Source organism: [Scytonema hofmanni] UTEX 2349, from assembly GCF_000582685.1.
Taxonomy (GTDB): domain Bacteria; phylum Cyanobacteriota; class Cyanobacteriia; order Cyanobacteriales; family Nostocaceae; genus Hassallia; species Hassallia hofmanni.
The window spans coordinates 1,908,386-1,922,230 of the sequence record NZ_KK073768.1 but is presented as its reverse complement, the minus strand read 5'-3'; the positions used below and the strand labels follow the sequence as shown (position 1 = coordinate 1,922,230).

The 13,845-nt window shown below is 41.8% G+C and carries 8 protein-coding genes; 3 read left to right on the top strand and 5 right to left on the bottom strand.

Annotated features, from left to right (window positions below; translation table 11 throughout):
• Window positions 1-279 precede the first annotated feature (279 nt).
• The gene (locus TOL9009_RS0113650; protein WP_029633304.1) at window positions 280-999 is read left to right on the top strand and encodes a hypothetical protein; all 720 of its coding nucleotides are present in this window, start codon (window positions 280-282) and stop codon (window positions 997-999) included.
• A 252-nt stretch (window positions 1,000-1,251) separates the two neighbouring features.
• Entirely contained in the window at window positions 1,252-3,603 is a 2,352-nt protein-coding gene (locus tag TOL9009_RS39070) for a CHAT domain-containing protein (protein ID WP_051502891.1), read from the top strand.
• Window positions 3,604-3,815: 212 nt separating this feature from the next.
• On the opposite strand, the gene TOL9009_RS0113640 is transcribed toward TOL9009_RS39070, so the two are convergent.
• The 5 genes from TOL9009_RS0113640 to TOL9009_RS0113620 form a co-directional block, all read right to left on the bottom strand.
• Window positions 3,816-6,533, bottom strand: coding sequence for an AAA family ATPase (locus TOL9009_RS0113640; protein ID WP_029633303.1), 2,718 nt, complete (start codon window positions 6,531-6,533; stop codon window positions 3,816-3,818).
• Window positions 6,530-6,835: a hypothetical protein gene (locus tag TOL9009_RS0113635; protein WP_029633302.1), complete on the bottom strand. Its 306-nt coding sequence runs from the start codon at window positions 6,833-6,835 to the stop codon at window positions 6,530-6,532. Before TOL9009_RS0113635 ends, TOL9009_RS0113640 begins: the two co-directional genes overlap by 4 nt.
• Entirely contained in the window at window positions 6,832-8,151 is a 1,320-nt protein-coding gene (locus tag TOL9009_RS0113630; RefSeq protein WP_038296340.1) for a CHAT domain-containing protein, read from the bottom strand. Before TOL9009_RS0113630 ends, TOL9009_RS0113635 begins: the two co-directional genes overlap by 4 nt.
• A gap of 199 nt (window positions 8,152-8,350) precedes the next feature.
• Window positions 8,351-9,376 (bottom strand): ABC transporter permease, encoded by a 1,026-nt coding sequence (locus TOL9009_RS0113625; protein ID WP_029633300.1) that lies wholly within the window; start codon window positions 9,374-9,376, stop codon window positions 8,351-8,353.
• Between the two features lie 271 nt (window positions 9,377-9,647).
• Window positions 9,648-11,291, bottom strand: coding sequence for an ABC transporter substrate-binding protein (locus TOL9009_RS0113620; protein ID WP_029633299.1), 1,644 nt, complete (start codon window positions 11,289-11,291; stop codon window positions 9,648-9,650).
• A 952-nt stretch (window positions 11,292-12,243) separates the two neighbouring features.
• Here TOL9009_RS0113620 and TOL9009_RS0113615 point away from each other — a divergent pair.
• Window positions 12,244-12,849 carry a Uma2 family endonuclease gene (locus TOL9009_RS0113615; protein WP_029633298.1) on the top strand — a complete coding sequence of 202 codons (606 nt, stop codon included), beginning with the start codon at window positions 12,244-12,246 and terminating at the stop codon, window positions 12,847-12,849.
• The last annotated feature ends 996 nt before the right edge of the window (window positions 12,850-13,845 follow it).

Below are 13,845 nucleotides of genomic sequence, written 5' to 3'. Positions count from 1 at the left end.
AAGTAAGTTTTAATTGATACTCCTAACATAAGTGCCTTCTGCCCTCGAACTTCTGCCTTTCTTGTAATTTAATCGTTCTATCGTGTACATACAAATCCGAAAAACCTCACCCTCGCTTTTAGCTACGCTAAAATCTTTCCCTCTCCTTAATAAGGAGAGGGATGTCCGGTACGGACAGGGTGAGGTTTTTCACTCCTTTTTTTATACTTTTATTTAAAAGTATTACATCTTACCCAGACTGGCTTTACAATCAAAAGCAATTTTAATCCTGATGAAAACATGTATACTAAATTACTTTTAATCGCTCACCTCTTTTCTAGTTATGCCAATTTACCGCATCTAATTGTGGTGGGAAGCGATTTAAAGCAGATGAAACCATCTATGATAGTTGCAAGTTCTCCAAAAAATCAGCAGACGACGAGCAAAGGAAGTTTGCAAGATATGCTGTTAGCGCTGGGAGTTCGGGAAACAGGGATACAATCAGGAGCAAAACAGTATATGTTTGAAAATCCAGAGTTGGGTTTTCTTGGCAAATATCAGTTTGCGGAAGTTTTGCTGATTCGTCTTGGTTACTATCAAGCCAACGTTTATTATGGAAATGGTAGTAAGAAGAATTACTGGCAAGGTAGATGGACAGGAAAGAATGGGATTGATAGCAAAGTCAAATTCCTCAATTCTCCTGAAGTTCAAGAAAAAGCGATTCGTGAAGCTTTTGCAGTGTATTGGCAAGATATTAATAATATCCTGAAAACACAAGGAAAATCTATCAATGAGTATCTTGATCGGAAAAAGACATTTGACGACAAAGGAAAGTCAAAAACAATCACAATCACCATTTCTGGCATTCTAGCCGGCGCACACTTGAGAGGTCCAGATAAAGTTGTACAGCTTTTAACTTCCGGTAAAGTATCTTATGATGAATTTGGTACTTCTATTCTGGAATATGTCCAGGAATTTGGCGGTTATGAAAGTACGCTAAAAGATTTTTCTAGCCTTTGATAACAGTCGTAAAGACGTTCCGCCGGAACGTCTCTACAGTATGTGCGATCGCCTATTTGATCAAAGCTTTTCTAAACAGTCATCTAAACTCGGATATTGGATATGATGTAGAGACGTTCCAATGCTACGTCTCTACAAAGCTTTCGGGCAACGGATAATTTTTTCCGGAGATATCTAATGAACACTAGGCTTATCTACCGTTTACTGTTTATCCCTGTAACCTTGGTCTTCTGTGTAATTTTCTACCGACAGATGGCTAAGATTCCTGTAGAAATTACAACTACATCTATAGACAGACCTTTAGACCAAACTGAAGCTTCACGGTTGTACAAAGCAGGTGTTCAGCAGTATCGTCAAGGAGAGTTGAAAAAGGCTTTAGATACATTTGGGCGAAGCTTAGTTATTGTCACAAACAATAAGCCTGAAGATAAAGCTAATATTTTGAGCTACATTGGGCAGACATATCACAGTTTAGGACAGGATAAAAAGGCAGTCTCATCCTATGAGCAAGCGATCGCAATTTTTAAGCAAACAGGCGATAAAACCAATGAAGGCATTACTCTGAGCAACATTGGGTTAAGTTATCATAGTCTGGGACAGTACAGCAAAGCATTAAAATTTTATCAGCAAGGGTTAGCAATATTAAAACAAGTCGGCGATAAAAGTCCCGATAGCCTTGCACGCAATGGTGAAGGCACAACATTAACCTATATTGGCGGACTCTACAAGAGTTTAGGAGAGTATCCCAAAGCACTGCGTTTTTTAGAGCAAGGTCTGGCAATTACGAAAGAAGTGCGTAACCGTTCTGGTGAGGGAATTGCTTTAAGAAATATTGGGGAAGTGTACGATGATTTACAACAATACCCGAAAGCACTGTCATTTTTACAGCCAGCTTTGAAAATTGCGAAACAAGATCGCGATCGTTTTCAAGAAGCAACCGCTTTGCTTTCTCTAGGTGTACTTTACAACAATCAGAAACAGGAAACCAAAGCATTAAACTTCTATCAGCAAGTTCTGACAATTTCGCAAAAATTAGGTTATCGCAGAATAGAAGGTGCAACCCTTCATGAAATGGGGACAGTTTATGAGGATCTCAAGCAATACCCCAAAGCATTAAAACTTTATCAGCAAGTTTTAGCAATTACTATAGAACAGCAACACCCCCCAGCGGAAGCAGTAACCCGCACTAGTTTAGGTCGCACTTTATTGAAAACAGGTCAAGCTGCTGCTGCGGCAAAAATGCTTCTAACTGCAATTAATATTTGGGAATCTCTGCGACCAGGATTAACTGATGTTTATAAAGTTTCAATCTTTGAATCTCAAGCTGAAACTTACCGTGAAATGCAACAAGCTTTGATTGCTCAAGGTAAAATCAATTCAGCTTTAGAAATTGCCGAACGGGGTAGAAGCAAAGCCTTTGTAGAGTTATTAACATCACGACTTTCGCCAAATTCCAAGATTCCACCGACTATTAAACCGGTAACAATCAACCAAATCCAGCTTATTGCCAAAAAACAAAAAGCAGCACTTGTTGAGTATTCCATTGTTTCAGATAAACTACTTTATATCTGGGTAGTTCAGCCCACAGGTGCAGTTAGTTTTAAGCAAGTTAACCTCACATCTACATCCTTAACACAACTTGTTACCAGCAGTCGTCAATCTCTTGGTCTGAGAGGACGCGGTATACCTACGAATGCAAATATAGATGCAGTTCCTCAAATCAGCAAACTAAAGCAACTGCACAAAGTCTTAATTGATCCAATTGCTAAATTATTGCCTACTGACCCCAATCAGCGCGTGATTTTCATTCCTCAAAATGAGCTATTTCTGGTTCCATTTCCAGCACTCGAAGACCAGAATAATAAGTACTTAATCGAAAAACACACTATACTTACAGCTCCAGCGATACAGGTGCTACAACTGACAAGCGAAAAACGAGAACGCTTAGGTGGGGGAATGTTTGCTTCCCTACAAGGCAAAGATGCTTTAGTAGTGGGAAATCCAACTATGCCGAGTATTATAACTAAAAGTGGTGAAAAACCGCAGCAGTTAGCCACTTTACCAGGTGCGGAAGCAGAAGCAATTAAAGTTGCTAAACTTCTCAAAACTAAAGCAATGACTGGAAAAGTTGCAACCAAAGCTTCTATAGTGCAACAGATGAACAAAGCGAGAATTATTCATCTAGCAACTCACGGACTATTAGATGATTTTAAAGGATTGGGTGTACCTGGTGCGATCGCTCTTGCTCCCGACAATACAGGTCAAATTAACGATGGTTTACTCACAGCTGATGAAATTCTCAATCTCAACCTCAACGCTGTATTAGTAGTCCTCAGCGCTTGCGACACAGGGGAGGGACGCATTACCGGTGATGGAGTTGTGGGACTATCTCGCTCATTAATTAGTGCCGGCGCATCCAGTGTTATTGTATCTTTGTGGGCAGTGTCAGATGATTCCACAGAATTCTTGATGACTAGATTTTATGAAAATCTGGGGCAAAATCCCGATCAAGCCATTGCATTGAGAAACGCTATGCTGACAACAAAGAAGCAATATTCACGTCCCCTTGATTGGGCTGCATTTACCCTTGTTGGTGAACCATGATAATTTATCACATCTGTAGAGACGTTCCGGCGGAACGTCTCTACCAGGATTTTGGATAAGGCATAATTAAATTTGGTCGATGTCTAAGTAGATGGGCATAAATAAACGCTCTTTAACGTAGTAACGGCTTCAGCCGTTAAAATCCTTGCTTGAGCGGTAAACCGCTCACTACGAACCAGGAGAGTATTTTACATTTAATTTCCCCCACTTACTTATTGTAAAAGCCAAAGGCGAAAAAGCTCCACAATAATTCGCCAACATTCGTCAATTTCTTTAACTACATCATGGTGCATGAGAGTTTTCAAAGCTTCTTGCAAAGTTGCCTCATCCATGTCTGTAGATTGAACTAAGGCATCAAGAGTTAAGCCTTGGGGGTGAGGTGCAAGTATCTTGAGTATATGATGTTGTCCAACCGCACCGCGCACCGCTTGACCCCAAACACCATTAAAATAGCCGCTTCCCTTTTTGAAGAAATCAGGATCTTTAATCACAACTTCCACATCCTCGACTGTAAAAACGGGGTTGCGTCGGTTTCTCATGGTAAAAACTTGGTCGTTGTAGCGACGAACTAACTGAAAACCCACGAGTTGCACTAAATATGGTTGTCCGTGGGTGAGGTCGTAGATTTTATTTAATGCTTCCGGGGTATAATCGAGGGGAAAATCCTCAATAGCTGGATTTGCTAAAATCTCTCGCGTTGCGCCTGCTTCCATAAAACCAACGGGAATAGAAGTAATGCTAGCGTAAAAAGGTTGGAAGTAATCGCTTGTCATTTCTTCCAATGTGTGCAAGCCAGCTAAAGCAAAGGCAATTTTAGAGCTTTTTTGCGCCAACCCCCGCAGATATGCCATAAAGTCTACAGGGATTTTTCCCGCTTCAATTAGTTTCTCGATTTGCTCAAACTCGTCTAAAGCGATAATTAAACCCTTTGAATTTTGTAGAGACGCGAAATTTCGCGTCTCTACAACCTGTTTTAAATAGCGTTCAAAAGTACGGTACGGAAGGTTAAGCAAATCAGCATCAGCTGGAGGTGGAATTTGCACCGCTTCAGAAATTTCATCGCTAATTGCCATTAGTACCTCCCCAACTCCTTGAGGGCTATCTCCCACATTTAGCAAGTTGACATAGGCTACCTGTACATCTGCACTGACAAAATTAGCGACGTTTCGCAAGATGGAAGTTTTGCCCATGCGTCTGTGACCGTAGATTACCACAGACTGGAGTTGACGACTTGTTACCCAAAGTTCTTTTAGCTGTCGTATAATTGTTTCCCGTCCGACAAAGAGGTTGCCTTCCACTGGGTTCCCGGCAACGTAGGGATTATTTACAGGTTCGGTAATGACAATTTCACCTACTTTACCTGCAATATTTAGCAGTGCTTCTTCCCAAGTTTGGGCGATATTGACAATTAAATCTTGCTCCGCGTTGGGCAAATATTCCTGATTATTTAGAATAGTTTTCAGTTCCCCTAAAGCGCGATTGAGGGTTGAGGAACGTTCAAAACGAGAAGAACTACGCTCTATAAGTTGGGCATTTTCAACTACTTGCTTTAGAGATGTGAGTGTTTCCCAAGTTGTTGGACGCAGTAGCGGTTCTTGTGGGAAGGGAGGAATTTGTATGGCAGTAATGGTGTCTGCTGTTTTAGCTTTATCAAAAGCTGTGAGAATTTCGGCGAGGGTGAACATCTCTTCACCATAAGGAAGAGAACGCACCACTGCAAAAGCCTCCATTGCTTTAGCTGGTTCTTTTTCATGCAGATACCAAAAACCAGCCGCAGCAGCATGGGCAGGAGTGTCTAAGCGGGTATCGGTGACAAAACGAGTTTGGAGTCTTCGTTTCCAGTTAAAGGGTAAGAAGGGAATACCTTTAATAAATTCTGACTTTAGCGCTGCGTTTAAAGAAGCAGAGGCAAAACGCACTAGCCGCCAATCAAAAGGGGTTTCAGCTAACTGAACTACGCGAAAAATGACTTGCTCTGGAGGCGTTGTAGCCAATACCTGATTTACAGCTTGAACAACGGGAATAAATTGCAGAGTATAAGCCAGCAATTGGTTAGCGTTATATAAACCAGTTTCCCAGTCTTGATGTAGCCAACTTTTCAATCGAGAAGACAGAGAGTAAAGGGGAAGTGGAGTGACATGAGGGATTTGCCACCTTCTATTCTGGGGCATTTGTATAAAAAAAGGCAGACCTAAAAGCCAATTTTCTAGACGAAGTATCGCCACGCCCGATGCCATGCCCAACGTCACGCTTAACGCCACGCTCGACGCCATGCCCAACGCCACGCTTAACGCCACGAGGAACGCCACGCCCAACGCCACGCCCAACGCCACGCCCAACGCCACGCCCAACGCCACGCCCGACCCCACACCGAACCCCACGCTCAACGCTACACCCAACGCTACGACCCACACCACGCCCAACGCCACGCCCCACGCCACGCCGAACCCTACGCCCAACACCACTCCGAACCCCACGCCTAACGCCACGCCGAACCCCACGCCTAACGCCACACCCAACACCACGCCGAACCCCACGCCTAACGCCACACCCAACACCACGCCGAACACCCCACCGAACCCCACACTAAACCTTACGCCCCACGCCACGCCGAACCAATCAATAAAAATACCTATTCGCTGAAGAATTACACACAAAAGCAGTGGTGTCACAACTGTTAAAACCACTCCTTGAAAAAGTAACTGACGCTGAATCGGATTTTGAGAAAGCAACTCCCGTCCCTTGCGCCAATTCATTTCTCCTTCAGGTATATACCCACCCCCAAAGGTGTCCACATACCACCGCAAAGCTTGGGGGAAGTAAAATACCCAGTACAACAGGCGCAGATAATCCAACGGGTTCCATAGGGAGAGGGGGCGCTTAAGTTTGGGCGCTAAGTCTAGGCGGGGAACTGGGCTTTGCTGGTTCATTGGATACCTTCCATTCCTAAGCGGGTGTGAACGGCACACTCGAAACGTTGGTTTTGCGTTGTTTTCCCGCCCAGAAATAAATTTCGGGCTAATAGCTCAAGTGCGTTGAAACGCACTGAAATCAAGATAGATTGGAACTGATAAATATGAATCTTTATTAATTCGGCAATAGCTAAAATCTTCTCTATATAATTGCCAAACCCGATAACAGTCCACTTGAGTGGACTTTCGCTATCAGTCTGGGATTTTAATCCCAGGTGGGTGTGGATGATAAACAACAATTGTACAAGATGCAATTTCATTGCCCACCCTCCGCATATTTTCGATAAGTTCGATAGCACAATTGCATCAGCTTCCGAGGATGTCCCCTACTTTCCTGGACAAGTTGAATAATTTCCTCTTCAGTAAAACTCACAGAAGTATTCTTCAAACGAGAGGCAATAAAATCACGCATGATGGCATCCTCCCAAGGTAGGATATTTTCTTCTTGGCAAATACCTGCAAGCGGTGATGTCTTACCATCATTGTGACTATCGTTAAACAAATCTTCCAGAGGTTCATTAGCTGCTAAAATCAAACGTAGAGGAGCATCACCACCCTCAGCTAAACCGCGCAGTTGATCCCGAACTTGACGAGTAAATCCTTTCCAGGTAAGTTTACCGACATTATCTAAAGCTAGCAGTACTTTTTTATCGCGTTGTCGCAAACTGCGAGTTAGTTTATAACCTTTACATTCGGGGATACTAACCTTGTCACACAAAGCAATGTAGAAGTCTTTTTCATCACCAATGTCATTTAAATCAAAGAATACTGCTTGACGCTCCTGTTGAAGAAGATTTTCTGCGACTCGGCAAATCTCCCATAACAGAGAGGACTTGCCAAGACCATCTTTTCCAATTAATGCTACACTACTACCACTATTTAACACCTCAAATACTCTTTGGATTTCTCGCTGTCGTCCAAAAAACTGTTCCAGCTGTTCTACTCTGCCATTTTGGGGTACAAAGGGATTAGGAATTATTGGTTTAAATCTCGGCTTTGCGGTGGGATTTATATAAATAACTGGTTTGAGATGTTCTGGAAGATTATATAGTCGAATCTCTACACAGCCAAACTGGTAAGCCTCTTCAATTGAACGGTTTGCGGCTAATGCCTTATAAAAACCAACCGAAAAAGCGATCGCAGCTTTATCTCCAATATCCTGATTCATCCCAATTACAAATCTAATATATTGTGCGATCGCTTTCCCTTGAATCTCAGAATAACAAGCGTTCAAAACTACACAATCGATTTTATCTGCGAACCGTTCAAATAACGCTGCTAAAGCATCGGCTGGTACAAGCTGCGATTTTCCTGTTAAACTCTCAAAGTGAAGCTCCCCTGTACTTGTTCCATGTCCGGAGAAATGCACTATTTGCGGATCGACATCGAATATTGCCTGTGTTATGTCCCCAACCCGAACCGACTCACGGGACTCTAATATAAATCTATCTCTCTCTTTGGATAGTTGCAACCGTTCACGAATATCTCGCAACTCTTGCCCTAAACGCAACCGAGGTTCATTACTCGGTTCGGCTGCTAAAAACAGGATTTTTACAGGAATATCGCTGTCATTCACGCATTGTATAAAGGTTTAATTATGAATAAGTATATCTTGTAGAGACGTTCCGGTGGAACGTCTTATATAATTTCAGATTCAAGAATAATGCGATCGCTCTATCAGACATCTGGTAGAAATTAATTATGCGTTGCCCGAAACTTTTGTAGAGACGTTCCACCGGAACGTCTCTACGTCTTTTATACCAGATGTCTATTTGCTAATATCTAATGCGTGGGTCTATATATGCATTCAAAATATCAATCAAAATGCTTGCACCCACGACGATCGCCCCAAAAAAGACTAACACTCCCTGAACTGTGGGATAATCGCGATCGGATATCCCTTGATACAGCCGATTTGCCAACCCGGGCCAAGAAAATGTTACCTCAGTTAAAATTGCTCCACCCAATAGAGAAGCAAAAGTTAACCCTAAGACTGTAATCACTGGAATTAAAGCATTTTTTAAAGCATGGGAAACTAAAATCTTGTTTTCCGAAATACCTCTTGCTCTGGCAGCTTCTACATAATCTGCTTTCATGGTTTGCTTTAAATTAACTCGGACAATTCGCTCAAAAACACCACTAAGCAAAACTCCCAGCGTTAGACTCGGCAGTGCTAAATGATGCAAAGATATAAAAAACTGACTTAAGTTACCACTCAGCAAGCTATCAATTGTATACAAACCTGTGATTCCAGTGGGGGGAGCAAGATTTGGTGGGAAGCGGTTGGAGTTAGGGAACCAACCTAATTGTACTGAGAAGACTAATTGTAGCAACATTCCCGCCCAAAACATGGGCAGTGCATAACTAATGATACCAAACAATCGTCCGCCAACATCCAAAAATGTCCCAGGACGAGAAGCAGAAAGAGTTCCAACGCTAATTCCGACAATCAGCGCAACTGCCATACTACACACTGCTAACTCTACGGTTGCGGGGAAATATTGTCCAATTACTTCCCAAACTGCTTGTCCCCGACTTGTTAAAGAAGTTCCTAAATCAAAACGCAGTATTTGTCCCAAATAATTGAGATATTGTAACCATATGGGAAGGTCTAAACCTAGTTGTTTTCGTAATTCTTCTTTAGCACTTTCTGGAGCACGTCCACCAAGAATTGCATCTGCCGGATCTCCCGGTGTTGCTCTTAATAAAAGAAATACAATTGTGATGATAGTTAGCAGTTGAAGTGGGGCTAAAAGTAAACGGGAGACGATGTAATATTGTAAGGCTTTTGAGCGAGACATAAGATTAATTGAAGAGGGGGAAGGGGGAAAAGGGGAAAGGGGGAAAGGGGAAAGGGGAAAGGGGAAGGGCAATACGGTTCGGATAAGATTTTTTGATGAAAATTATAGATCGCAAAGACGCGATGAATCGCCGTCTTTACAATAATAAGTCCTTTGTAGAGACGACAATTTATCGCGTCTCTTGCCTTAACCGAACCGTATTGAGGGGAAGGGGGAAAGGGGAAATAACCTTCTTACCTAGTCCCTAGTCCCTAGTCCCTAGTCCCTAGTCCTATTTTTTAATCGTCTTGTAAATCAGATTTTGGGTAGGGTCAAGTTGCACGTTGCTAACTTGTTTTTGGGCAAATGCATAATCTGTGTTTTGCCATAAAGGAATGTAAGGTACATCATTTGTGGTTTGAGTTTGAATGTCGGCAAAGATTTTTTTGCGTGCTTCCGGATTTTGTTCTTTGCGTTGCTGGTCAATTAATTTATTCATGGCTTCGTTATAGTAAAACGAACCCTGTGATTGACTTCCACCATCTTCGCATCCTTTGGCATCTGACCCTTTTTTACAATATAAAAAAGGCTGGACGTAATTATCTGGATCTAAAAAATCTGGATACCAATCTAACAAAGTTGCTGGATATATACCTTTAGGACCTTCTTTAAAAAAGGTCGCACTTTCTACTGGGGTAATTTCAAATTGCAGCAATCCATCCATTTTTTGATCGGCAATGGCTTTAAGTGTTTGTCCTGCTAAACCACGAGTAGGTGAACTAGATGGATACCAAATTTGTACTTTTGCGGGATTTGCTTTGGAGAAACCAGCAGTAGTTAATAATTGTTTAGCTCGATCAAAGTTAGCATCGCCGTATTTATCTTTAAATAAGGGCTGGGAAACACTAAATGTAGTTGGAAGCATACTATAAAGTGGAGCGGCTTGACCAAATAAAGCGCGTTGCATAATTAAAGGACGATTAATCATTGCCGCGATCGCTTGTCTGACTTCTACTTTATCCAAAGGCTTCTGATTGCGATTCAAAGCCATATAACTTACTACACTACCTTGAGCCGTAATCGCTTGCCAATCTCCTTTTTTCGCACTTTGTTCCAAACTCTGAACTTGATCGGGTTGCAGAGATAAATAAGCTACATCAATTGCACCTGTGCGGAAAGCGTTAAATAAGTTAACTGAACTAGTCTGGATTTGCAGGTTGATACCTTTATTAACTGGTTTTTCTCCCCAGTACTTATCAAATACATCAAATCGCACCGAATCTGTTCCATAATTTGCTAATTTGTAAGGTCCAGTCCCGACAAAAATATTCGGCTTAAATTTGCCTGCACCAAGTTCGTAAGCTTTCGGTGAAACTGCACAAGTCCCAGAAAATGCTAGGAGTGAGGGAAAAGCTGCAAAAGGCTGTTTTAGTTTGATGGTTAACTCATAATCGCCGGTTGCTTTCATTGAGTCCACGGTATCAGATAACAAGAAAGACGGTTTACCTTTATTTTCGATAAAGCGTCGCAAACTAAATTCCATTGCTTTGGCATTAAAGGGTGTTCCATCGTGAAACACTACTCCCTGACGCAGGGGAATGATGTAAGTTAAACCATCAGAACTGACTTTGGGTAATGCTGTGGCAAGTTGAGGCTTAATTTCTGTACTCCCCGGTTCGTAGGTGTACAGGCGATCGCTCATGTTATACACTAAACCAAGGGATGCCAACTCATAAGCATCAGCCGGATCGAGAGTTCTCGGCTTCGATGTCGTACCTATTGTAATACGACCATCGCCTGTGGTAGTAACAGATGTGGATGTACTTGTCTGTTGAGTAGTACTACAACTGACAACCAACAATAAACATAAACAAGACAAAGAAAGAAATTGTATAATTCTACTCCACCGTCTCACACACAAAGCAAACCAGGTCATAGCATTAAGATTTTTGATATTAGCGGTGAGTTATTTTACTACATGTATCGTGTTTAAATACTTTTTAGTATTTAGACGTTTGCAATATCTTGACTGCAACTTAGCTATGATTGACACAAAAATTTCACAAAAATATATATTTTTTCATGATTGAGGTTGTCATATCAAGTCCCACAGTTACTGCATCCCACACGTCATCCCGCCCAGAACTGAAGTTCAGGGCTGATAGCTGAAGTCCACCCAAATTGACTAGAGTGAATTAATCTGAACTTCCCCCGGTGCAAATGTACTAAACAGCCCTTAAACCTTTGCTAGGCAATGAACCTAGCTCTTGACGCATAGATTTGTGTACCCATGTAAGCGATAGAACTATTGGCACATCTGTGGTAAACTAAGAAACTGGGGGTCAACGCCTCAAATTCGCTCCGCAAGACCCTTTGACAATTTGTACCCAGTAAGGGCGAATCGAAAAACGTTGAAAGTCGCTCTGGTTAAGAGTTAGCTCTTTTTGCTTGGGGGGAAGTTCAGATTAATCATTTAGTCCACTTGAGTGGACTTTAGCTATGAGACTCGGAATTCATTCCGAGGCGGGATAGAAACGCAGTGCCAGATTTATTAATAAAGATATGGCTGCGGCAAGACTTGTGTCTACACCGTAGCCTTTATAAGGGGAGGGTTAGGGTGGGGTAATTTGAGGACTGGTAGTGATTCGATAAAAAGTCAAAAGTAATATGGAGTAAGCTTTTTAGCGATTGAGAATGGTTGGTTTATTTACGCCGACTTGTGCTAGGGCGATCGCGCTTGATTATAATAATAATAGGACTTACGCACTCCTGATTGAAAAAACGAACCGCCAAGTACGCCAAGTGCACTAAGGAATAAGAGTTGTAGAGACTTTCTGCGATCGCGCTTGAGTATAATTAACTTGGCAGAACTTTACTTTCTACCATCTATGACCTACACCCCATCCAAACAACTTAGCTTTGAGGAGTTTATTGCCCAATATGGGGATAACACACGGTATGAACTCATTGACGGAGAACTTAGAGAGATGGAACCGACTGGTCCACACGAAGCGGTTGCGGGGAGTATTGCAGGTAGAATTTATGTGGAAATTTTTCGTGCTAATTTCAATTGGTTGGTTCCAAAAACTTGTTTGATAAAACCCCTAAATGCTGAAGCCACAGCACTGCGTCCTGATGTCATTGTTTTAGATAAAACAGAACTTGCTACTGAACCCCTTTGGCAAAAAGAACCAGTGATTTGTAAAGGTAATACCATTAAACTTGTTGCTGAAGTGGTCAGCACTAATTGGCAAGATGATTATGCCAGAAAAGTGGAAGAATATGCTTTTTTGAATATCCTAGAATATTGGATTGTGGATTTTCGCGGTTTGGGGGGTTTGCAATTTATCGGCAACCCCAAGCAACCTACTTTCACCATTTGCCAGTTAGTTAATGGGGTGTACCAACAGCAACAATATCGCTTGGGAGAGCCGATTTGTTCTTTATTGTTTCCAAATTTACAATTGCGACTCGACGACATTATGCCGACATGAAACTTACGCGCAGTTTTCGCTCCATAGGTGCGTCCGTGAAATGCTCGGAGAAATACCACGGTTGAGGAGCGTTTGATTTATAAACGTTAGAGCCAAATTAATTGAATGTGATATCATGTCCGGTCAAACAGCCATAATAAAAGAACCCCTCCCCAACCCTAAGAGCTTGCGGGGAGGGTGCCACAGGCGGGTGGGGTTCTTCATGAATTATGGGTAAGCTACCGGACATGATATGACAGGTTGAAAATAAATGTGCCAGTTGCGTAAGTCCTGAAATAAATCGCAAAATTCCATCTGTGGCACGGTTGATTGCAATTTGCTGTAAATTAGCAGCTTGTGCTTGAATAGCGGCTTTGAAAGTCCTGTCATTTAAAGGTAAAAGGCATGTCTGACAGTAAAATCAAAGTTTTTGGCGTTCCTAAATTTAGGTATAAAATTAAATTAAAATTTAATAATATCCGGAAAATCACTGTGAACGATGAAATTAAGTAAATAGAATAAGCAACATCTGTTGTTGTTCTCTATACCTTTTTCTACCGGGCGCATCACCTGTATAAAAAACATAGCTAGATAACAGAGTGAAGTCTCTTGAAGGAGGATTTATGGGCGACAGTGGATTGTAGTTAAATCCTGAGGGGGTAACAACTTTGTCTCAAAGTTTTATCAAATAAAGATTATAAAAGGGTGAGCGTTGAAACATCAAAACAAATTGGGAACCTATCCCAACAGAAAAATCATACTTTTGGACTATGATTATTGAGAATGGAATCAATAAAGCCGGAAAATGATGTTTATCTTTTCATGGCACAACCATTCCAAACTCTTGCTGCGTCTTTGGTTCAAAAGTGTTTTTCACCCCCTCAGAGTTAAATCTCTTGCTGACAAGAGGTAGGTAAGGGACAAGAGTATTCCGTTCTAACATCTCCTAACCTTTCCCACTTGTCCAATTTCTGCAAATAGTTTATTTCAGGTGAATTAGGTAAATGGAGTAATGTG

Bases quoted from the DNA above. Each gene is read 5' to 3' on its own strand.
- TOL9009_RS0113640 (WP_029633303.1), bottom strand. From the start codon at position 6,533: ATGAACCAGCAAAGCCCAGTTCCCCGCCTAGACTTAGCGCCCAAACTT.
- TOL9009_RS0113620 (WP_029633299.1), bottom strand. From the start codon at position 11,291: ATGACCTGGTTTGCTTTGTGTGTGAGACGGTGGAGTAGAATTATACAA.
- TOL9009_RS0113615 (WP_029633298.1), top strand. From the start codon at position 12,244: ATGACCTACACCCCATCCAAACAACTTAGCTTTGAGGAGTTTATTGCC.
- TOL9009_RS39070 (WP_051502891.1), top strand. From the start codon at position 1,252: ATGGCTAAGATTCCTGTAGAAATTACAACTACATCTATAGACAGACCT.
- TOL9009_RS0113650 (WP_029633304.1), top strand. From the start codon at position 280: ATGTATACTAAATTACTTTTAATCGCTCACCTCTTTTCTAGTTATGCC.
- TOL9009_RS0113625 (WP_029633300.1), bottom strand. From the start codon at position 9,376: ATGTCTCGCTCAAAAGCCTTACAATATTACATCGTCTCCCGTTTACTT.
- TOL9009_RS0113635 (WP_029633302.1), bottom strand. From the start codon at position 6,835: ATGAAATTGCATCTTGTACAATTGTTGTTTATCATCCACACCCACCTG.